We start from the raw sequence: 22,486 nt of genomic DNA on the forward strand, positions 1-22,486 counted from the left end.
CTTTACTCAAGCACTTGAAAGAAAGTTTCGTTTTCCTTAATCATACCCAGATCGTAGCGTGCGCGTTCTTCAATCGTTTCCATACCTTTGCGTAAATCTTTTACTTCTGCGTACAGAGACTCGTTGCGTTCTTTTTTTTCCTGAGCGTCTTTAGTGACTTCTTCAAGGTGATGGCGCGAACTATTAATTTGAGCCAAGCTGGCATCACCCAGCCATAATCGATATTGGAGGTGAGCAATCAGCAAAATGATAACGCAAATGAGAATTTTAATAACGATTCCTCATGATTATACATGCATGCAGGCTGATTACTATCAGTCTGCATGCGCTGCAAAAGTAATTGTGCAAGTTAGGCTAAACAAAAAGTGTAACCTAACTCTACAATTTAAGCCAAAATTTTAAATGCGCTACGACCAGCGTATTTGGCTTTATCGCCTAACTCATCTTCAATTTTCATTAGGCGGTTGTATTTAGCAACCCGGTCAGAACGACTTAGTGAGCCAGTTTTAATTTGACCTGTACCGGTTGCAACTACTAAGTCTGCAATGGTTGTATCTTCAGTTTCGCCAGAACGATGAGAAACAACTGCACTATAACCCGCGGCTTTTGCAGTATTGATGGCTTCCAGGGTTTCAGTCAAAGTACCGATTTGGTTGACTTTGATTAAAATGGAATTAGCAATACCTTTTTCTATGCCTTCTTTCAGGATGGCTGGGTTGGTTACAAATAGGTCATCACCGACTAACTGCACTTTGTCGCCTAATCTTTCGGTGTGATATTTCCAGCCAGCCCAGTCATTTTGATCCAAACCGTCTTCAATGGAAATAATAGGATATTTATTGACCCAATCGACAAAAAATTCAGTCATTTCTTCGGAGTTAAAGCTTCTGCCCTCTGCAGATAATTCATAACGACCATTTTTATAATATTCGGAACTTGCGGCGTCCATACCCAAGAAAATATCCACACCCGCTTTGTAACCCGCTTTTTCAATCGCTTCCAGAATCACTTCAATGGCTTCTTCGTTGGAAGATAGATTAGGTGCAAAACCACCTTCATCACCTACTGTAGTTGCCAGACCGCGCGAAGTTAATACTTTTTTCAGGTTGTGGAATACCTCTGCGCCGTAGCGAATAGCTTCGCGGAAGGTGGGGGCACCAACAGGTAATATCATGAATTCTTGCAAGTCAACGCTGTTATCCGCATGTGAGCCACCGTTGATGATATTCATCATGGGTACAGGTAAAATAAATTCGCCACTGGTATTTAAGAAACGGTATAAAGGAACACCCGCTTCTTCTGCAGCGGCACGAGCAGCAGCCATGGATACGCCCAAAATGGCGTTAGCGCCTAAACGACTTTTACTTGCAGTGCCGTCCAGTTCAATCAACTTTTTATCTAACGCGGCCTGATTACTGGCATCCATACCAATAACAGCTTCACGAATTTCAGTGTTGACATAGTTAACAGCCGTCAGTACACCTTTACCCAGATAGCGAGATTTGTCGTTATCACGTAATTCGATTGCTTCACGTTCGCCTGTAGATGCACCGGATGGAACCATGGCGCTGCCAACAATGCCAGAAGCCAAATAAACTTCAGCTTCTACGGTTGGATTACCACGAGAATCAAGTACTTCTCTTGCCTTTACATCAACTATTCGTGCCATTTGTATTCCTTCTTAAAGAGTGGTTTCAATTAAAGTGCGGGACTTAACAGCCCTGTCTATTGTTACTAACATTTCAAGCAATTCTTTCATGCGATGTAATGGCCAGGAGTTAGGGCCATCACTCAATGCTTCATCCGGTTTGGGGTGAGATTCCATAAAGAGTCCAGCAATGCCAACGGCTATAGCTGCTCGCGATAGGACAGGTACAAATTCCCGTTGCCCGCCAGAGCAATTGCCTTGTCCGCCTGGCAGTTGAACGGAATGGGTGGCGTCGAACACCACTGGGCAGCCCGTTTCTCGCATCACGGCCAGCGAACGCATATCCGATACTAAATTATTATAACCAAACGACACGCCTCGTTCACATACCATGATTTGCTCATTGCCGGTTGCTTTGGCTTTATTTGCTACATTGGCCATGTCCCAAGGAGCCAGAAACTGACCTTTTTTAATATTTACGGGTTTGCCGAGTGCGGCAACGCTTTGAATAAAATTAGTTTGTCTACACAGGAAAGCGGGTGTTTGCAATACATCGACTACTGCTGCCACTTCGTGTAGGGGGGTGTCTTCATGTACATCAGTTAATACCGGTACCTGTAGTTGCTGTTTAACTTTTTCCAGTATTTTTAAGCCTTGTTCCACGCCAGGTCCACGAAAACTGTGTAAAGAAGAACGATTGGCCTTGTCGAATGATGATTTATAGATAAACGGAATATTTAACTCGTCGGTAATTTCTTTAAGTTTACCTGCAGTATCTATTGTCATTTGTTCACTTTCAATCACGCAAGTGCCTGCAATCAGGAAGAAAGGATGATCCTGACTAGCTTCAAAATGGCATAACTTCATACTTAACCTTGTTTTTTATGTTGTGCAGCAGCGGATACAAAACCGGAGAATAATGGATGGCCGTTGCGTGGTGTGGAGGTAAACTCTGGGTGAAACTGGCAAGCCAGGAACCAAGGATGGTCGGGTAGTTCGATGATTTCTACTAATCGGCCATCCAGAGATTTGCCGGAAAAACGCATGCCTGCAGCTTCCAGCTGTTTTAAATATTGGTTGTTAAACTCGTAACGATGCCGATGGCGTTCAGTAATGACATCCTTTTGATAGAGATCAAAGGCCAAAGATTCTGATTTTAATCGGCATTTTTGTCCACCCAAACGCATAGAGCCGCCCAAGTCAGAATCTTCATTACGCACATTCAGTTGCCCAGCTTCATCCATCCATTCGGTGATTAAGCCAATGACAGGATGGGGTGATTTGGGTAAAAATTCAGTGCTGTGCGCACCTTCCAGTCCCACCACATCTCGAGCAAATTCGATAACGGCTGATTGCATGCCCAAACAGATGCCCAAATACGGAATTTTATTTTCTCTTGCAAAGCGCACGGTAGATATTTTTCCTTCCACACCACGCTCACCAAAGCCACCGGGTACTAAAATGGCATCCACATCTTTCAATGGGGAAGTGCCTTCAGCTTCGATGGTTTCAGAGTCAATATATTTTATCTGCACTTTGTGGCGGGTATGAATGCCTGCATGTATCAATGCTTCATTTAACGACTTGTAGGCATCGGTGTGATCAACATATTTGCCGACAATGGCAATGGTCACTTCATCAGTAGGATGCGTCAAGCCTTCGACCACTTTTTCCCAGGCGGATAAATCCGCAGGAGGAACGTCTAGTCGCAATTGATCCACCACAATATCATCCAGACCCTGCTCACGCAGTAGTAGTGGAATACGATAAATAGTATCAGCATCAATCGCAGAAATTACGGCTTTTTCAGGAACATTGGTAAATGAAGCGATTTTGCGTCTGTCACTGGCTGGTATGGGAAGTTCAGAGCGACAGATGAGTATATCGGGCTGAATACCAATTGTGCGTAATTCTTTAACAGAATGCTGGGTAGGCTTGGTTTTAATTTCACCTGCCGATTTGATATAGGGTACCAGCGTTAGATGGATAAACACAGCTCTGTCTCTGCCCAGTTCCAAACCTAGTTGGCGGATAGACTCCAAAAAAGGCAGGGATTCAATATCGCCTACGGTACCGCCCACCTCAATTAAAGCGACATCCATTCCTTCTGCGCTGGCATAAACCCGGCGTTTGATTTCATCGGTAATATGCGGGATAACCTGAACAGTGGCGCCAAGATAATCGCCTTTGCGCTCATTTCGTAACACCTGTTCGTATACCTGACCAGTAGTGAAATTATTTTTTTTGGTCATGGTGGTTTTTAAAAACCGCTCATAATGACCTAAATCCAGATCAGTCTCTGCGCCGTCTTCGGTAACGAAAACCTCGCCATGCTGAAATGGGCTCATGGTGCCGGGGTCAACATTGATATAGGGATCAAGTTTGGTCATGGTTACTTTTAAGCCACGATCTTCAAGAATCGCTGCTAGGGAGGAAGCCGCTATCCCTTTTCCCAAGGAAGAAACCACACCACCTGTAATAAAGATGAATTTTGTCATGAACTTTTTGTACCCTGTTTAGCGGATGACAATTTAAGGGGAACGAAAAGAGAGCAATTTTACCAGTTTTGCATAATACCTGCTGATTTATTCAGTAGGTGCTCAGTGAATCTTAAAAAAGGGCTGGATTTTGTTTCTGTATTCCCAAGGCATTAATGGGTTAATTTGCCTCTGTACTGTCTGATGGATTAAGGAATTACTAATGCTTGAATTTGTGCAATGTTAGAGTTAAAGCGTATTGAATAAAAACTGGATTTTTCTTTTCCATAGACTAAACCTTGCTTTGCATAAGCTATAATTAGACTCGTTATTTTTGTTTAGGGGCATTTCGAGAAAGGTTTAGCTGGCATTGATACCGACAAATGCATACAGAGCTGTATTCACGGCGTCCTTTGTCAGAACTTTTCTGCACTAAGTGGGATGAGCTAAATAATTTTAAATCAGATACGAGAGTTTACTTACATCACTATACTTGGATTGCTGAGTGCTTAATTTAAGATAATTATTCCACCTAAATACTAGCTTTAGGTTTATAGATCGAAAGGTAACTGCCATTATGGAATTAAAAGACTATTTAAAAATATTGGTACAGAATGATGGTTCTGATCTATATCTAACCACAAATGCACCCCCTGCTGGAAAATTTCATGGCGTTCTAAAGCCATTGGAAAACATTAAGCTTACCAGTCAACGCATCAAAGAAATTGCTGATAGCATTATGGATGCTGAACAACGCAGGAGTTTTGAAAGCATACCAGAAATGAATCTGGCTATAGCTGAAGAAGGGATAGGGCGTTTCAGGGTAAATATTTACAAACAGCGCAATGACTATGCTTTGGTTATTCGTAACATCAAGGTAACTATTCCTAATGTTGATGAATTGGGCTTGCCCGAAGTTCTTAAGCGTAAAATTATGGAGAAACGCGGTCTGATATTATTTGTGGGTGGTACGGGTTCAGGGAAATCTACTTCTCTGGCTGCACTACTTGATTATCGAAACAGTAATTCGTCTGGACACATAATTACCATTGAAGATCCGATAGAGTATATACACCCGCATAAAAAATCGTTGGTCAGTCAACGCGAGGTTGGTGTGGATACCCTGAGCTATGCTGACGCATTAAAAAATACTTTACGCCAAGCACCTGATGTCATCCAAATCGGCGAAATTCGTAGTCAGGAAACCATGGAGCATGCATTGGCTTTCGCGGAAACCGGACATTTGTGTTTATCAACTCTACACGCCAATAATGCGAATCAGGCTCTGGATCGGATTATCAATTTTTTTCCAGAAGAGCGGCGTAATCAATTATTAATGGATTTGTCCTTGAATCTTCAAGCGTTTGTGTCCCAGCGCTTAGTGCCGACTCTGGATGGTAAGCGTGTAGCTGCTATCGAGATTTTGTTAGGGACTAAGTTGGTGAGTGACTTAATCTTTAAAGGTGATGTACATGGTATTAAGGAAGTTATGGAAAAGTCAGTAGAAGTGGGTATGCAGACTTTCGATTATCATCTACTGCAATTGTATAAATCAGGAATCATTTCATTGGATAATGCCTTACAAAACTCCGATTCCCCAAATAACTTGAAATTGAAAATTAATCTTAGTGAAGGAAAAGGTTCTGTAGGTGGATTGCAAATAGAAAATATTAAAAAATTGACTAGCAGTCTATCATTGCATCCAATACTCAAAGATGAATAGACGGATCATTTTTTGATAATACAAGATGGATATGACAAGCAGCGGGTTGTTGCATATCTGTTGCTATTTTGTGTCTTTATCATCCAGCAAGTTGAGAGTGTTTGTTCCCACGCTTAAGTACAAAAGCATCTTAAGCGCAGGAACAATTTATCCGGCAATCTTGTTATTAATGACTAACGTCGACTTTACCACCTTTTGCTTGACCAATTTCGGACAATATTTCATTAAACCAAGGTGTTTCTATATCAAAAGGTTTGCCGCCTTTGATACGTGGAAATTCAATGGCGCGTAAAATATTGCCATTATCTTCGTCATGGCCCATTACGCCAGATTCTCTGCGAAATGCACATTCAACCGCTAAATCAGCACAAGATTTAATTAAGCGCATATCTTCAATGTTTGCGGCGGCGGCACGCGCAAAATAGCCGGACTTTTGTACTAGTGTTTTTTCTGCGCCTATCATTTGTGCAAATTGCTCACCAAACCATTTGCCGGGGTTAACGGCATCCAGCTTAATGTGTCCAAAAGCATCGCGTGGTACTTCCTGTCCTTTTGCTTGTAGTTCGGCGACAATAGCCTCAACCCCCGCACCTTCAGAAACAAAGATGTTAACGCAGTCAACCTTGTCCATTACTTCGCTTAGACGAGCCGCTTCAGCAGCTAAATCAATTGCCATTTCGGGTATGAATACCGCATGTACTTCATAAGATTCGCGAGATAAACCCAACTCAGGCAACCATTCGTTTCTGGATAACAGTTTACGGTATTCAGCCGCAGTGGCGGCAGTCAGCCAACCACAGTTTCTGCCCATTACCTCATGTACAATCAGCATGCGCGGATTGGAGTTGTTTTCGGCAACTACGTTCCAAAAATAGCGTGCCCCCTGTTCTGCGGCAGTCCAAGCACCTAGTGACTGTTTAATAGGAAATACATCGTTATCAACTGTTTTAGGTAAGCCAATAACAGTCAATCCATAGTTATTTTTTGCTAAAAACGCTGCCAGATCGGCGGCAGCTGTATTTGTGTCATCGCCACCTATGGTGTGTAATATTTCAACGCCGTCTTTTACCAGTTGATCGGCAGCAACTTTTTGTGGATCTTCGCCTTCTTTAACCAGTCCGCGTTTAACACAGTCCTTTATATTAGTAAGTTTGACACGACTATTGCCTATTACCGAACCGCCAAAACGTTGCAGCAAATGTGCATTTTCACGCACTTTAGCAGTTACTGCATAAGAGTCACCAAGTAGCAGCCCCTTATAACCGCCGCGATAACAGATGATTTCGATACTGGGATCAATTTCAGTATAACGTTCAATCAAACTGCCGATAGCAGAGTTTAGGCAGGGTGCTAATCCACCAGCAGTCAGAATGGCAACTTTTTTGGGTTTGTTCATAAACAATTCACACGTAGAAGTTAGGAAATAAGTAATCGGTAAAAAGGCGGTGCTCGTCATTGCCAGTTAAGGCTCGCACCAAGACTAAACCAATCAGACAATTTTATCACAGGCATTTCATTTGCCGACACTGCTGATTGTGTTTCTTGTATAAAAACTAAATCCTGTCATGATTAGCAAAATAAAAATAAATCTGAGGTAAAGTAGTGTTAGGCAGTATACAAAAAATGACAACCACCCACGCTGATCCGGTCAAATACTCTTTGCCTATAGGTGATGCAAATCTGGATATAAATGCTTTACTTGGGCAGCCGTTAAAATTACGTCATACCGGCAATATTTACTGTGTACATTGTCAAAAAAAAACCAGTAAAAGTTTTAATCAAGGCTATTGTTATCCGTGTTTTATACGCCTAGCAGAATGTGATTTATGTATTATGAAGCCAGAAATTTGCCATTATGCAGCAGGTACCTGTCGCGAACCACAGTGGGGCGAGACGTTCTGTTTTCAGCCGCATATTATTTATCTGGCAAATTCATCGGGTATTAAAGTTGGAATCACACGCAAGACACAATTACCCACGCGTTGGATTGATCAAGGCGCAATACAAGCTTTACCGCTCTTCGAAGTGGATTCACGCTATATTTCAGGTTTGGTTGAAGTCAGTTTGGCCAACTATGTTAGCGATAAAACCAGTTGGCAGCAGATGCTGAAAAATAAGGTAGAAAGTCTTGATTTGCCAACGTTGCGTGATGAATTACTGGCTAAAAGTGCCGAACATTTGCTGGAGATTAAGCGTCAGTTTGGTGAATCTGCCATGCGCTATCTTCACGAAGCAGAAAGCTTAAAAATTAACTTTCCAGTATTGGAATATCCCGCCAAAATAAAATCTCTAAGTTTTGATAAAGATCCTTCTGTTCAAGGCGTATTGCAGGGAATTAAGGGGCAATATTTGTTATTAGATACGGGCGTGATCAATATACGGAAATTTGCAGGTTACGAAATTGAACTGGACTGCTAACTAACTTGGTTTTTGGGCTGTAGTTCAAAAATTAAGGCCGATTGGTCAAACGTTACCGTTGTAGGAATGTGCGTTGAGTAGGTGCTGGGTTCGTTGTCTGTAGTGGTGATGCTAATATGAATATCCCTATCCAAATATTTAACAGATAAAGACAGATATTTGCTTAATGAATGCTCGTAACGTGCTTCAAGAAAATCTTGGAGTGTTAGTCTTGCTGTTTTGGATATTTCGTGTGCCATTATTTGCGAAAACATTGGATGTTTTAGCCTCTTCCTGTGTTAAGTCTCTTTGATGATTATCATATCTAATTCCTGAATTTAGCCTATTGTACTTAAGAACAATATTCCACCCGATAATAAAAGATAGCGGTACTAAGTCATTTAAGCCATTGGCAGTAGTTAGGTTTTTAACCATTCGATAACCGCTAAGCAGAATTTTTCAGGAGCATCTACCTGTAACCAATGCCCTGTTCCGTTGATGATTGTTATTTTTGCTTGAGGAAATAGCGCGTAGATCTGATTTTCTTTTACGTAACCTGAGGTTTCGCCAGCTAGAAATAAGATGGGATAGGGATAGGGGGGTATGCTGGATGTGTCGGGAAATGCGGTTATAAATTGAGCATTATTCTGGAAAAAATCGAGATTAATACGCCAGCTGTATTGGTTGTCTTTAAAAACCAGATTCTGTAATAAAAATTGCCTGTAATTAGCATCACTAATGCGGCTAGCAAGCCATTCTTCAGCCTGTTTACGATTGTCGAGGCTACTTAAGGGGACTGATTTTAAAGCATTGATCATCGAGTCAAAACAGTGTTTGTAACTAATAGGCGCAATATCAACGACTATTAGTTTTTCAATGCGTTGAGGGTGTTGAAACGCAAACCACATGGCAATTTTACCTCCCATGCTATGTCCTATTAAATGGGCTTTGCTTATGCCTTGCTGATCCATGAATTGTTCTAGATCGGCTGCCATCGCTGGATAATCCATTTTTTCATGGTGTGGCGAAAAACCGTGATTGCGCATATCCAGAACATAAACCGGATAATGGATGGCAAGCTGTTTGGCAATTCCCCTCCAATTACGTGAAGATGCAAAAAAACCATGCAAAATCAGTATTGGACAAGTGGTATGTTGTTCTCCAAAGTGCTCGAAAGCCAGTTCGACTGTCTGCATTAAATTTCCAAAAGCGAATGACAAAGAAATATTATTTTAATAACGGCACTAAATAATGCCAGATTTTTTCGGCAATAATGGGTTGTGCTAAGGCATTGGGATGCAATCCGTCTGCTTGCATCATTTCTGGTTTTAATGCCACGTCTTCCAGCATAAAGGGTACATAAGGTATGTTAAGTTCCTTTGCCAGTTGCGGATATATGCTGTAAAACATTTCTATATAACGGCTGCCGTAATTTGGTGGTATTTTCATGCTCAACAGCAAGACTTTAGCGCCCGATTTTTGCGCACGTAATACCATATCGGTCAGGTTTTTATGCATTTCCTGAGGAGATAATCCACGCAAACCATCATTCGCCCCCAATTCCAATAATACCAAGTCAGGTTTAAGGCGGTTAATGGCATTATCAATTCGAGCTAAACCGCCGGCAGTGGTTTCGCCACTAATACTTTCATTGTGGATGACTGATTGATAACGTTGCTCAGCTAATTTTTTTTGCAACAATACCACCCAACCTTGCTGAACTTCTATACCATAACCTGCACTAATACTATCGCCGAACACTAAAATTGATTGGGCGAATGTGGTTATTGGTAGTAAACCTATAAATATGGCAAGGACAACCTTATACATGATGCAATCTCAAAGTAATGAAAACCCCTCCTCCATTATTGTTACCCATAATCTGGGCAAAGCGGTAACGATTTCCGAAGGTACTCTGCATATATTGTCATCGGTTGATATAATCATCAAGTCTGGTGAGAGTATTGCCATTATTGGCGAGTCGGGTTCGGGTAAATCCACCTTACTAGGATTACTGGCCGGATTGGATACACCTAGCACTGGCAGGGTAGAAATCAATGGACAGGACCTTACGCAACTGGATGAAGATGGCCGAGCCATCTTACGTAGTAAGTTTATCAGTTTTGTGTTCCAATCCTTTCATCTATTGCCGGGGCTGACTGCTCTGGAAAATGTCATGTTGCCACTGGAGCTAACAGGTAATACCCAGGCTGAAGCAGAAGCACGAAGTTATTTGCAGCGTGTAGGTTTGCAGCACAGATTAGCACATCTTCCTAAACAGCTTTCAGGCGGTGAACAACAACGAGTGGCATTGGCGCGTGCCTTTGTAACTCGACCGGCTATTTTATTTGCAGACGAACCGACGGGTAATCTGGATAGTAAAACCGGTACGAATATTATTGACTTGCTGTTTGAACTGAACGCTGAGCAACAAACTACACTGATTTTGGTCACGCATGATGTCAAACTGGCCGCGCGCTGTCAGCGTACTATTCGTTTGGATAGCGGGACATTGGTATGAGTCGCATGAAACTGGCCTTACGGCTTCTAGTTCGCGACTTTCGTACCGGCGAACTCACCTTATTAGCGCTAGCTCTGTTGATTGCTGTTACCAGTTCCACCACCATCACCCTGTTTGCAGATCGTATGTACCGTACTTTGGACAGTCAGGCGGCTGAATTTTTGGCTGGTGATCTGTCGGTGTCCAGTCCGGTACCGTTGGCGGAAGAATGGCTGACACAGGCCCAAGCAATGGGTTTGGGTCAGGCGCAGACTAGCGAATTTTCCAGCGTGTTGCTGGAAAATAATGAAATGTTGTTAAGTTCGGTAAAAGCAGTTAGCCAACATTATCCCCTGCGTGGACAGTTAAAAACTATCGATGGGGATTATGCTAACGAAACCAGCACTCAGCAGGGTCCTCCACCCAGAGAAGTATGGGTGGAAAAGCGGGTGTTATCGGCCTTACAACTGAAAGTAGGCGATTTACTGACTGTAGGCGAAAAAGCACTAACTATTAGTCGGGTTTTAAGTTACGAGCCAGACAAACGCAGCAATTTTTATAATTTTTCCCCTCGCGTGATGATGAATCAGGCCGATTTAGAGGCCACAGCTGTTGTCAAGCCGGGGAGTCGTGTACATTATGAATTTCAATTTAGTGGCGATGAGGCACTGCTAAACGCCTTTAAAGAACGCTTAAAGCCAAAATTATTGGCCTCACAACGTCTGCTGGATATTCATAATGACAGGCCGGAAATAGGTTCGGCCCTGAGTAGAGCCGAGCAATATTTGGGCTTATCCAGTATTGTGGTGGTGTTAATAGCCGGAGTCGCCATTGCCATGTCGACTAGGCGGTATACCGAGCGCCATTTCAACACCGCTGCATTATTACGTTGCCTGGGTTGCAAACAACAGGAAATTGTTTGGATGTTTGTCTGTCAGTTTTTAGTTTTGGGTTTAATAACCAGTGGTATGGGCTGTGTGCTAGGGTGGTTTTCCCAGCAAGGCTTGTTTTGGTTGTTAAAATCACTCTTGCCAGAAACTTTGGCTGCAGCCAGTGGTTGGGCCTATGTTTTTGGTATGGTAACCGGCATGGTGATTTTGTTCGGTTTTTCCCTGCCACCGTTGTTGCGATTGCAAAATGTGTCTCCGTTACGGGTATTACGCCGCGATTTAGATCCCATTTCCAGTAGTGTTTGGTTAGTTTATGGATTAGCCTTGATGGTAGTGGGTGTACTTATTTGGCGTTATACCTTAAACCTGAAAATGACAGTCATTATATTAGGCGTAGGCATATTGACATGGTTGCTACTCAGCGTGTTAATTTATTTTTTATTAACACAAAGCCGCAAATTACTGCGCCATTTGCGTCCAAGTTGGCGCTTTGGGTTGCAGGGTATAGTCAGAAATCGCAGCAGCAGTGTTAGCCAGATTCTGGCATTTAGTATTACGCTTACCGCTATGGCCCTTAGTTTTGTGGTACGTCACGATTTGCTGGATAGCTGGCAAAAACAATTACCTGCTCAGGCTCCCAACCATTTTGCGCTGAACATTTTTACAGATCAGCAGTCAGCCTTTCAAAATTATTTGGAACAGGCACAAATTACTAGCAGCCATTATTATCCGGTGGTAAGAGGGCGTTTGGTGACTATTAATAATACGCCAGTACAAGAACGCGTCAGTAAGGACAGTCAGGGCGAGGAAGCCACCCGGCGTGAACTGAGTTTAACTTGGGCCGAGCAATTACCAGAAGATAATAAGATTACCGCTGGCAGTGTCTGGCAAGCAGCACAAACGGGTTTGGTGTCGGTAGAACAAAAACTTGCGGAAAATCTCTCCATTCAAGTTGGGGATGAATTGGGGTTTATGATCGGTAGCGAAGCTTTTCAGGCAAAAGTAGCTAATATTCGCAATGTGCAGTGGGATACCATGCGCCCCAATTTCTACATGATTTTTTCACCCGGCAGTCTGGAAAAATTCCCCGCTACCATTATGACCAGTTTTTATTTAACCCCAGAGCAGAAACCACAATTAAATGGATTGCTGAAAAAATTTCCGGCAGTAACCATACTAGAAGTGGATTTGATACTGCAACAATTTAAAACCATACTGACCCAATTAACTCAAGCCATTAATCTGTTGCTATATTTTGCTTTGTTGGCTGGATTCAGCGTGTTATTTGCGGCGGTGTATGCCACGCTTGATCAACGGATTTACGAAGCGGCATTGTTGCGCACCTTAGGTGCGCGTAGTGGATTTTTAAGGCGTATGCACATTATCGAGTTTGGACTATTGGGTGGTTTGGCCGGCATTCTGGCAACTATGGTAGTGGAAGCTATCTTATTTGTGCTATATCAACAAGTGATGCATATGGCTTATAGCCCCAGTTTTTACTTGTGGTGGGCATTGCCGCTTGCTGGAGTCTTTGGTGTCGGTGCAGCTGGATATTTGGGCGTTAAATCGGTAGCCAGACATCCACCTCTACCTATTCTGCGTGGTTTGTAAGTATGAGAATATTGGCAAAAACTGCCTGCCTATTTTTGCCAGTAGTTTTGAGCAGCTATGGCTGCAGCAATTTGTATCGCCATGGCTGTAATGCCCAGCAGACGGCAGAGCTCACTGATACACTGTATTTTGGTAGCGACAAATCGCAGGGCAGGGTAACTAAAGAGGCCTGGCGTGATTTTGTCAGTGATACTATAACACCACGTTTTCCGCAAGGATTTACTGTATTGCCAGCCCAGGGTCAATGGCAAAATGCGCAAGGCCAGTTAGTACAGGAAGAGAGCTATGTGTTGTTTCTTATTCATCCAGACGATACAGAAAGTAAGCAACGCATTAGCGAGATAGTGACAGCCTACAAAAATCAGTTTCAGCAGGAAGCGGTATTAAGAGTGCAAACACCCGCTTGTGTCAGTTTTTAACGGTTACTGGCTATTGATTACGTGGCCAACGCCCTGTTACATAACCTAAAGCTTCCTGAATATTCAACTCGCGGGTGGCTCCACCCGTTCGCACAAAAAACTTAGGGGTATTGTTGTGCTCTAAAAATACCGGGCGGGGTGCCGGAGTAACAATAATTCGGCATACTTGTTTATCGTCAATTACATGAAATAACACATGTAAAAAGGAGCATAGTTCAGCACCTAAATGTTCTGAAACAAGAGTCATCAATGCCAGTTCAAAACCATCCTGATTGGCTTTTTTTAAAGTCTGAAAATCTTTTTCTAAGCCTAAAATTTCGCCGTTATCGGCGACGCCAATTAATAAAGTCCCGCCAATACTACTGTTTAAAAACCCAGTCAGCGTTTTTATGATGACTCCTTCCAGTGCACGGTTAACCCTACTTTCACTGATATCCCAACGTAAAGACGATTTAAACTCCAGATACGGGCCTTCGCCCTGCCGAATAATAGAGGGCAAATCCTTATTTATTTCCTGTTGCAAAAAATCAATATGCTTTAAACGTTTATGCAGAGTGGTATACAACAGCAAGGATAGCAGACCCAACATCGCGCCAATTTCGGCATAAAACAGTAGTAATAACAAGTTGTCATGGCTAATACGTCCCAGCAACATGTCCACGATCTGGTTAAATACAAAACCCAAAGAAGACAAGGGACCAGCCAAATGCTCACGCGCATATATGTAATCATAACTGGGCGCCAATATAAAAATACCCACCAAAGCCCCGATCAGTGCTGCGTACACATATAATTTAAATTGTTGTCGCCAGATGACTAGCATCAAAAAAAACAGTCGTTTCATGCGGGCTGGAATACCGGGAGCCAAAAAAGGCTAATTATGCAGGAAAATTGGAATGAGTGTGGGATGAGATGAAGAGTTGAGTAGGTGGGGTGAGCTGCCCAAGCCCAACAATCAAAGCTGACCACACGTCATTACCCGAATTTAGAATTAATTTAATGGGTAACTTCTGACCCAGTTGGTCAGCTACCCGGCTTTTGATGCCAAGAGGGCACCGTAAATAGCTTGATGCCAGTCTCCCTACTGGCAACACCTCTGCCAACAATACTGGCAACAAAAGCCTAAGCAATCAGCTACATGTAGATTTTTGATAAACTAGCTGAATAGTTACAAAAATTATGCAATTTCAAGACTAGTTGTGCTAGAATTCATGGTCAGTCGACTATATTCATGCTATTGAAAAACTTGGTTTTTTTAAATATAATTTCTGGAAAAATGAGAGGTCAGTTGTTGCCATAAAAAATTGAACTCAATCTTCGTTTACCTTTGTACCTATTTTCCGGGCAGGATTCCCTGCAACAATGTCAGATGATTTTATGTCTGAAACAACCGTAGTCTGAAACAACCGTTGTCCCGGCAGCAACAACAGAAGAGCTCCCTATCTCAACACCACCTATAATTATTGAATTCCAACCAACAAATGCTCCTGCTCTAACGATTGGGGCTGGCTCGTGGACGGAGCCTCGCTCTGCCTCATACTCATGCACAAGTTGTCCAAACATTTTGACATTGCTTTCTACAACGGAGCCATTTCCAAGCCAGCCTGCAATAACGCAATTGTTACCAATTTGAACGTCCCTGTGAATCTGGGTGCCGGAATAAACACATACAGTTCTAACTCTTCTTTGCGTGATCGTCTGACGGAAATCAGGCGGATTGCCTCGCCTCGATATGTGACTACTGCTGACTATCGTTTATCTGCGATTGTACCTATAATCAGATTTCGCGGCTGATCTAGATTTTTGGCTGTAATTTCAAGTCGGTTTGGATCGTTCCATAAAGTTTGTGCCTCATCGAAATCAATTCTATGTTTGATTTTATTGGCTACGCTTTTTTTCTGGATCATATTCAAAGCTCATGTTGAAAATATTATATAAATAGTAATGTTACACAACCTTTTTTATACCTTTTTGATAAAGGTTGATCGACAATCTATAAAAACTTTCCTTTACGCTGAATTGTTACTAAAGGTGAATTAAAGCCAGTCACTGATGTAATTGTCAGCTTTCGGAAAACAGTCTGGGAAATAGTATGTCGATGGATTGACTATTAAATCGTAACGACACCGCTCCTTTGGGAGTTTGGGAGTCGACGATACCATCGTGAATTAACTCAGCCAATACCATCCTTGCACTTCGCTCTTTCAATCCCGTTACTCGCTCAGCTTCGCCACGCAGCATTTCACCTTGCAATAGAATGCGATGCAAAATCAAAAACGCCTCTGGGCGCATGCTTTGCTTTTCTGTATAGGACTTTAATCGATTGGCTAACTGTTCAAATTCAAACAATTCAACCATGAATTTAACCTGATCAATACACACATTTAGGAACCAGCGTACATAATCTATCAGTGCTTTTTGCGACAGATTTCCACGACCATCCAAATCACCTTGTCTTGGATTATCGGCATAATCCATCATCTGTTTGTATTCTTGACGACTTTCCAAGCCACGAGCAAGACCTCTAGAGATTGACCATAAACTGGAAGCCCCAATACCTGCCTTGAGTCCCATGGCATGGCTCATCAAACGACTAACTCGACCATTGCCATCCGGAAACGGGTGAATAAAGGCAAGTCGGTGATGTGCAGCTGCCATAGCCAGAATACGACCACCTTTGCCCATATTCTCAAAGCAATAACGCTGCTCAAAATAGCGCATGAAATCCAACACAAATTCACTATCTGGAGGTAAATGCCGTCCTACAGAAACATTATGCTCTTTAAATGACCGGAAAATACCAGGTGACATTGTAAAGGCTTTCTGACCATTATTGATGTAAAGCATTTCCTCAGTTGCATCCCTGTAAAATTCCGCATGCAGCCATTGTAAAAAATCCGCTGATGCTGGTTCAGGCAATGCGTTTTTCGCATACAGCTCATCAATTAGTCTTTGTACTCGAATGTGCGCTCTGGCTTCAATTTGTAAATTTCGTCTGGATTGATCATTGTCAAATTCATTTGCCAATGCACGTTCAATATCGCGCGGTTTGGTATTATGGCCTTCAATCAGGTTTGAGTAATAGCAGTTCATCACCCGAACCAGATCGGCCAAACTGGCTGCTGTATGGGTATGAAGACGAGCACCAAGTTGTTCTGTTAGTGCTGTCAAATCAGCAATTAAATCAACAAGCTCAAGCGGCGGATTATCCAGTAAACAAGGTTCAATGCGATAAGGTGTTTCAGTGGTGATAGGCATGCCGATCTTTGATTAACTTAATTGATTGTTTATTATGGCTTGATTATACAACTAATTAAAAAAAATGCCGATCTTGATAGCGATTATTTGCTTTAAGGTAACTTTATGATTTCACAGTTAGTTTTAAGTGTTTTGCTGATTTATTGTGCCGATTAATTTTGGCTGTTGCCACTTTAAGATGATAATAGTTAGTCGATAATGGATGACTGACAAGTCAACAGATTGACAATCATGCTTTTGGGGTGCACTCATTCAGGTTGACGTTGGTTGCACTCGATACAAATTTCTCACAAAATCCGCCGCCGAGTATTTGGATGCGAACTAAACGACTTCTTGGCATTTTGCCAGCGCTTAACCACTTTTTCTATACCGTCGGTGTCAGCCGGTTTTAACTGGGTGAAACATTCGTTGCTATGTACAAAGGCTTCCAGATAAGGTGCCATGAAATTCTGCTGGGTCTTATACTGTGCCAGCGCTTCACGTTTGGTCAGGGTTTGTTGTCGACTGAGATCGACGCAGGCACGGACATGTCCGCGCAAGGGCAAGTTCGTTGGTAAATATAAAGGTTTTTGACTGTAATCAACGGGTTTTACACCGTTAGCGCCGGGTGGCCAGTTTGGCCAGTGGATTAGGTAGGCCAGCAGGCGTGGTTGTGGCCGAGGAGGTTTTTGATGTTCCAGCCATTCGTCTATGGCCAGTAAGGCAAACATACCTAGAGCGGCATGATCCGAATCATCTTCCATGACATCTGGAAATACTATTAAAGTTGGCTTGCTGGTTCTAAGGATGGCTACCAGTTCGTTTCTCAAGTCCTGACCATCTTGAGCCATACCTTTTTTTTCGGCCTGTTTATAATAGACGTGATTGAAACCGGTATATTCTGATTTATCTGGATATTTGCGCCACCAGTTGGACACCAACATGTCATAGATAGAGCCGTCGGAAAAGCCAAGTAAATTCAATTTTAGCGCACCATTCCCCAACAGTTGCGCGGCTTTTTGCGATTCTTCCAAACGTTGTTCGCCGTATTTATAAAAATCGGCGCGTTTCAGGTGATGTCTTCCGGTTGCTTCTTCAATAGCGTCTACATAAGCGTCGCCGGCCGTTACCACTACGCTACGTACACTGCCCCCCTGTTCAAACACCTGTTGTGCCAGACCCGCTGCACCCAAGGTTTCGTCGTCTGGATGCGGAGCCAGAATCAATAAGCGTTCCCCTTTTCCCACGTCAAATTTTTGTACAGTTTGGGCGGACGAGCTAGTTGGGCATAGCAGAAAAAAGATACCTGCTACAGCCAAAGTGGTTTTGCCGAATGAGACTGATTGTGTCGCAGAATTCATGGATTAAAGCATAAGTTAATACTATTTAGGGCGTGATCATACCATTACTGTTAAAAATGACCTAAAACAGATGCTTAAGGCACTTTTTGGGTCAACACAAACAAAAAAGGGCTGATTAACAGCCCTTTTTTAGTTAGCAGTAGCCCGATTAAGAGTCAGATGCGGCGAGGCGCTGTTCTGCTCCATAGACCAGAATAGGTTCCGAATTACCCATGATAACGCTTTCATCAATGACCACTTTGGCAATTTTGTCATTGGAGGGGAGTTCGTACATAGTATTCAACAACACGTTCTCTACAATGGTGCGCAAACCTCTGGCACCCGTTTTTCTCTCCATGGATTTACGAGCAATAGCAGACAAGGAGTCATCTCGGAACTCCAGCTCAGCACCTTCCATATTGAACAGGTGTTTGTACTGTTTTATGAGCGCATTTTTGGGTTCTGTCAGAATTTGAATTAATGCTGCTTCATCCAATTCGTCAAGGGTAGCCACTACTGGCAAGCGACCCACAAACTCAGGAATCAAACCGTATTTAATTAAATCTTCCGCTCGGACATCTGCAAATAATTCGCCGATATTGGTGTTGTCTTCTTTGCTTTTGACTTCTGCCGAAAAACCAATGCCGCCTTTTTCGGTGCGGTGTTTGATTACTTTATCCAACCCAGCAAATGCGCCACCAACAATAAACAGAATGTTAGCCGTATTGACCTGTAAAAAATCCTGTTGTGGATGTTTTCTGCCACCTTGGGGTGGTACCGATGCCACGGTGCCTTCAATCAGTTTAAGCAGCGCTTGTTGTACGCCTTCGCCTGACACATCACGAGTAATAGATGGATTGTCTGATTTACGCGAAATTTTATCGATTTCGTCGATATAAACAATACCAGTTTCGGCTTTTTCTACATCATAATCACATTTTTGCAGAATTTTCAGAATGATGTTTTCCACGTCTTCGCCAACATAACCCGCTTCGGTTAGCGTGGTTGCATCGGCAATGGTAAAAGGTACATCCAGCAATTTTGCCAAAGTTTCAGCTAACAGTGTCTTACCTGAACCTGTGGGACCTATCAGCAAAATATTGCTTTTAGCCAGTTCGACTTCCTGCTTTTTATGGCTATTAGAGCGCAGACGTTTGTAATGGTTGTAGACAGCAACAGCCAGAATTTTCTTTGCGTTTTCCTGTCCAATGACATAGTTATCAAGCTCTAGCTTAATATCTTTGGGTTTAGGAAGAGCGCTATGACCATTACTTGACTCATCTTCTAATAATTCGTCTTTTATAATGTCATTACAAAGTTCAACGCACTCGTCACAAACATAGACTGATGGTCCTGCAATCAATTTACGAACTTCGTTTTGGCTTTTACCGCAAAAAGAGCAATAAAGCAGTTTTTCGTCGTCCTTACCTTTTTTTTCTTTAGTCATGGGGGATCTCCGCGCCAATAGGGTATATCGCTTTTGTTGTACAAAGCATATAGCCAAATAATAAATTTTCCAAGCGGCTATTAATCATATTGTCGACTAAGTCAGGTTTGAATATTTTTTAGGCGATGCGATTGCTGAGTACCTTATCGATAATCCCATATTCAACAGCTTGGTCAGAACTTAAAAAATTGTCCCGATCAGTATCTTGTTCTATTTTTTGCAAAGTTTGTCCAGTGTGATGCGACAGTATTTTATTCAACTTATCACGAATAGATAGGATTTCACGAGCATGAATATCAAAGTCGGATGCTTGGCCCTGAAATCCACCTAGTGGTTGGTGTATCATCACTCTTGAGTGCGGTAGGCAGTAACGTTTACCTGCGGCACCACCAGCCAGTAGTAAAGACCCCATGCTGGCCGCTTGGCCGATACACATAGTGCTGACATCGGGTTTGATGAACTGCATGGTGTCATAGATAGACATGCCAGCTGTAACCGATCCGCCGGGTGAGTTAATATACAGGTGAATATCTTTGTCTGGGTTTTCAGATTCCAGAAATAGTAGCTGAGCAACGACTAGGTTTGCCATGTAATCTTCTACCTGACCCACCAGAAAAATTACCCGTTCTTTCAGTAAGCGCGAATAAATATCAAATGAACGTTCACCACGAGCGGTTTGTTCAATGACGATAGGCACTAAGCCGCCAGCGGCAGAAGGTGCAAAAGTTTCTTGCAGGGTATGTTTTAAATGCATATTAGGCCTCAGTTTGCTGTTTTTCCATTACTTCACTAAAGCTGAAGGTTTGGTCGGTAACTTGTGCCTGACTGACTAACCAGTCTATAGCTTGATCTTCAAGTACCATTTGTTGTACATCATTTAATCGACTTTGATCAGCATAATACCAGTTTACGACATCTTCAGGTTGTTCGTAACTTTTTGCCATGTCGGTGATGACTGCACGTACTTTATCGGCATCAATGGTAAGTTTGTTTTTTTGAATCACTTCAGAAAATATTAAGCCTAAAGCCACGCGGCGTTTCGCTTGCGATTCGAATAATTCAGGTGACAGGTTTAAATCTTCCAATTTAACTTTGCGTTTTTTAGCTTGTTCTGCATAAGGCTGCAGCAGTTGTTGCATTTCCTGATCAATCATCGCTTTTGGCAGCGGTACAGTGATGTGCGTAAGCAGATTGTCAAATACAGACGACTTTAGTTTGTTTTTAAGGCCTTGCTGTAGTTCGCGTTCCATATTTGCAGAAACATCGGCGCGAAATTCTGTAATTTCGCCAGCATCAACACCGTATGCTTTAATGAATTCGGCATCAACTTCAGGCAATACTGAAGCTTCGACTTTGACAACTTCAATTTCAAACTCTGCGGTTTTTCCAGCCAGATTACTGCTGTGGTATTGTTCAGGAAAGGTGGCTGAAAAGGTTTTAACCGCACCTGCGCTCAAGCCTTTCAGTTCATCTTCAAAACCCGGTATCATTTGTTGGCTACCAATTTCGATTTTAGAATTTTCGACTTTGCCACCCGTAAAGTTTTCGCCTTCTGAAACGCCAGAGAAGTTAATAGTAATATTGTCACCTTCTGCTGAGGCGCGATCAACTTCCTGCCAAGTTTTTTTCTGTTGGCGAAGTTTTTCAATCATGGTGTCAACATCGTCTTCAGTAATATTGGCTAAAGGGCGAATAACCTGTAGTTGGTTGATGTTGTCTAAAGAAATTTCAGGATACACTTCAAATTCGGCGACATATGCAAAACCTTCGGTTTCTGCAAGCGGCTGGATATGTGGTTGTCCGGCTGGATTAATGTTTTCTTGTTTTAAGGCTTCGAAATAGCTTGATTCAACCAAGTCGCCAGTAATTTCGCCTTTTACTCTGTCACCATAGAGTTTTTTAACGACATGAGCAGGGACTTTTCCAGGACGGAAACCGTCAACCTTAACTTCCCGCGCCAGCTTTTTGAGACGAGATTCCATTTTTTCCTGTACTATCGCATCTGGGATGCTGACAGTCATTTTTCTGCTTAATTCTGATGTCTTCTCGACAGAAACTTGCATTGCTTTACCTCAAAAAATAAAAAAGGGACATGTTGCAGAGACCGACCAGCTGTTTATCAATTCGGAGAATTAACGCGGCATCGTTAACTAAAAAAAGAGGATGGTGCGAGCGGGGAGACTCGAACTCCCACGGGGTTACCACTGGAACCTAAATCCAGCGCGTCTACCAATTTCGCCACGCTCGCAAAGTAGCCTGTTATTATAATCAGTCAATTTTTTAAAAACAACCCTCTATTTACTATCTCTCTGTATGAATTCACCAATTTTCAAATATTTTGGCATTTTATGTGCGTTACTGATGAATTCTTTTACAGTAAACGCGGAAAATATAAATACCAAGCCTATACATAGCCTAACTTTTATAGCACAGAAATTAGATATTCGCGTCGAGATTGCTCTTAATCAAACTGAGCGAGAGCAGGGTTTAATGTTCAGAACCCATTTAGGTATCAACCAGGGTATGTTATTTGTTTATCCAGATCAGGCTGTGCATGAAGTATGGATGAAAAACACTTATATACCTCTGGATGCGATTTTTTTATCTACCGATGGTCATATTGTGTCGATACTGGAAAATTTGCAACCTTGTTTGCATGAACCCTGCGAAATTTATAGCCCGCAAGCTGCTGCAAGTTTCATGTTAGAACTCAATGCTGGTTTTAGTCATGATCATCATTTACAAATTGGGCAAACATTAAGATTGCCCGATTTATCAAAACATCCAGCTAATTAAT

At 42.4% G+C, this 22,486-nt stretch carries 20 protein-coding genes and 1 tRNA gene; 6 read left to right on the forward strand and 15 right to left on the reverse strand.

What is annotated here, in order from left to right; all coding sequences use genetic code 11:
* Positions 1-2: 2 nt before the first annotated feature.
* From ABH008_RS05305 to ABH008_RS05320, 4 genes are all read right to left on the reverse strand, one after another.
* Complete coding sequence (locus ABH008_RS05305) at positions 3-272, reverse strand: septum formation initiator family protein (protein ID WP_347989948.1); 270 nt, start codon at positions 270-272, stop codon at positions 3-5.
* 113 nt (positions 273-385) lie between these two features.
* Positions 386-1,669: a phosphopyruvate hydratase gene (eno, locus tag ABH008_RS05310; RefSeq protein ID WP_347988813.1), complete on the reverse strand. Its 1,284-nt coding sequence runs from the start codon at positions 1,667-1,669 to the stop codon at positions 386-388.
* 12 nt (positions 1,670-1,681) lie between these two features.
* On the reverse strand, positions 1,682-2,515 hold the full coding sequence (gene kdsA, locus ABH008_RS05315) for a 3-deoxy-8-phosphooctulonate synthase (protein ID WP_347988814.1): 834 nt from the start codon (positions 2,513-2,515) through the stop codon (positions 1,682-1,684).
* Between the two features lie 2 nt (positions 2,516-2,517).
* Positions 2,518-4,146 (reverse strand): CTP synthase, encoded by a 1,629-nt coding sequence (locus ABH008_RS05320; protein WP_347988815.1) that lies wholly within the window; start codon positions 4,144-4,146, stop codon positions 2,518-2,520.
* 556 nt (positions 4,147-4,702) lie between these two features.
* Here ABH008_RS05320 and ABH008_RS05325 point away from each other — a divergent pair.
* On the forward strand, positions 4,703-5,848 hold the full coding sequence (locus ABH008_RS05325) for a PilT/PilU family type 4a pilus ATPase (RefSeq protein ID WP_347988816.1): 1,146 nt from the start codon (positions 4,703-4,705) through the stop codon (positions 5,846-5,848).
* Between the two features lie 166 nt (positions 5,849-6,014).
* Here ABH008_RS05325 and ABH008_RS05330 read toward each other — a convergent pair whose 3' ends face one another.
* Positions 6,015-7,244, reverse strand: a complete 1,230-nt coding sequence (locus tag ABH008_RS05330; protein ID WP_347988817.1) for a pyrophosphate--fructose-6-phosphate 1-phosphotransferase — start codon at positions 7,242-7,244, stop codon at positions 6,015-6,017.
* 227 nt (positions 7,245-7,471) lie between these two features.
* Between ABH008_RS05330 and ABH008_RS05335 the strand changes: the two genes are divergently transcribed.
* The gene (locus ABH008_RS05335) at positions 7,472-8,266 is read left to right on the forward strand and encodes a DUF2797 domain-containing protein (protein WP_347988818.1); all 795 of its coding nucleotides are present in this window, start codon (positions 7,472-7,474) and stop codon (positions 8,264-8,266) included.
* Here the strand turns inward: ABH008_RS05335 and ABH008_RS05340 are convergent.
* The 3 genes from ABH008_RS05340 to ABH008_RS05350 all read right to left on the reverse strand — a co-directional run bounded on the left by ABH008_RS05340 (position 8,263) and on the right by ABH008_RS05350 (position 10,075).
* Positions 8,263-8,520 (reverse strand): hypothetical protein, encoded by a 258-nt coding sequence (locus tag ABH008_RS05340; RefSeq protein ID WP_347988819.1) that lies wholly within the window; start codon positions 8,518-8,520, stop codon positions 8,263-8,265. The two genes, ABH008_RS05335 and ABH008_RS05340, sit on opposite strands and share 4 nt — an antisense overlap.
* Positions 8,521-8,664: 144 nt before the next feature.
* Complete coding sequence (locus tag ABH008_RS05345; protein ID WP_347988820.1) at positions 8,665-9,441, reverse strand: alpha/beta fold hydrolase; 777 nt, start codon at positions 9,439-9,441, stop codon at positions 8,665-8,667.
* Between the two features lie 31 nt (positions 9,442-9,472).
* Entirely contained in the window at positions 9,473-10,075 is a 603-nt protein-coding gene (locus ABH008_RS05350) for an arylesterase (RefSeq protein ID WP_347988821.1), read from the reverse strand.
* 1 nt (position 10,076) lies between these two features.
* Here ABH008_RS05350 and ABH008_RS05355 point away from each other — a divergent pair, with 1 nt between their 5' ends.
* The 3 genes from ABH008_RS05355 to ABH008_RS05365 are packed head-to-tail and all read left to right on the forward strand — an operon-like array spanning position 10,077 to position 13,665.
* The gene (locus tag ABH008_RS05355) at positions 10,077-10,766 is read left to right on the forward strand and encodes an ABC transporter ATP-binding protein (RefSeq protein ID WP_347989949.1); all 690 of its coding nucleotides are present in this window, start codon (positions 10,077-10,079) and stop codon (positions 10,764-10,766) included.
* Positions 10,763-13,246: an FtsX-like permease family protein gene (locus ABH008_RS05360; protein ID WP_347988822.1), complete on the forward strand. Its 2,484-nt coding sequence runs from the start codon at positions 10,763-10,765 to the stop codon at positions 13,244-13,246. The genes ABH008_RS05355 and ABH008_RS05360 overlap by 4 nt, the downstream gene beginning before the upstream one ends.
* A 2-nt stretch (positions 13,247-13,248) precedes the next feature.
* Positions 13,249-13,665, forward strand: a complete 417-nt coding sequence (locus ABH008_RS05365) for a DUF3574 domain-containing protein (protein ID WP_347988823.1) — start codon at positions 13,249-13,251, stop codon at positions 13,663-13,665.
* Positions 13,666-13,675: 10 nt separating this feature from the next.
* Here the strand turns inward: ABH008_RS05365 and ABH008_RS05370 are convergent, their stop codons facing one another.
* The 7 genes from ABH008_RS05370 to ABH008_RS05400 all read right to left on the reverse strand — a co-directional run bounded on the left by ABH008_RS05370 (position 13,676) and on the right by ABH008_RS05400 (position 21,937).
* Positions 13,676-14,509, reverse strand: coding sequence for an ATP-binding protein (locus ABH008_RS05370; RefSeq protein ID WP_347988824.1), 834 nt, complete (start codon positions 14,507-14,509; stop codon positions 13,676-13,678).
* Between the two features lie 1,217 nt (positions 14,510-15,726).
* Complete coding sequence (locus ABH008_RS05375; protein WP_347988825.1) at positions 15,727-16,923, reverse strand: Fic family protein; 1,197 nt, start codon at positions 16,921-16,923, stop codon at positions 15,727-15,729.
* A 287-nt stretch (positions 16,924-17,210) separates the two neighbouring features.
* On the reverse strand, positions 17,211-18,263 hold the full coding sequence (locus ABH008_RS05380; RefSeq protein ID WP_347988826.1) for a PIG-L family deacetylase: 1,053 nt from the start codon (positions 18,261-18,263) through the stop codon (positions 17,211-17,213).
* Positions 18,264-18,411: 148 nt separating this feature from the next.
* Entirely contained in the window at positions 18,412-19,689 is a 1,278-nt protein-coding gene (clpX, locus tag ABH008_RS05385) for an ATP-dependent Clp protease ATP-binding subunit ClpX (protein ID WP_347988827.1), read from the reverse strand.
* 118 nt (positions 19,690-19,807) lie between these two features.
* Entirely contained in the window at positions 19,808-20,443 is a 636-nt protein-coding gene (gene clpP, locus ABH008_RS05390; protein ID WP_347988828.1) for an ATP-dependent Clp endopeptidase proteolytic subunit ClpP, read from the reverse strand.
* A 1-nt stretch (position 20,444) separates the two neighbouring features.
* On the reverse strand, positions 20,445-21,752 hold the full coding sequence (tig, locus tag ABH008_RS05395; RefSeq protein WP_347988829.1) for a trigger factor: 1,308 nt from the start codon (positions 21,750-21,752) through the stop codon (positions 20,445-20,447).
* Between the two features lie 101 nt (positions 21,753-21,853).
* A tRNA-Leu gene (locus ABH008_RS05400) sits at positions 21,854-21,937 on the reverse strand.
* A 113-nt stretch (positions 21,938-22,050) separates the two neighbouring features.
* Between ABH008_RS05400 and ABH008_RS05405 the strand changes: the two genes are divergently transcribed.
* Positions 22,051-22,485, forward strand: a complete 435-nt coding sequence (locus ABH008_RS05405; RefSeq protein WP_347988830.1) for a DUF192 domain-containing protein — start codon at positions 22,051-22,053, stop codon at positions 22,483-22,485.
* The last annotated feature ends 1 nt before the right edge of the window (position 22,486 follow it).

This window comes from Methylomonas sp. AM2-LC, from assembly GCF_039904985.1.
Classification (GTDB): Bacteria; Pseudomonadota; Gammaproteobacteria; order Methylococcales; family Methylomonadaceae; genus Methylomonas.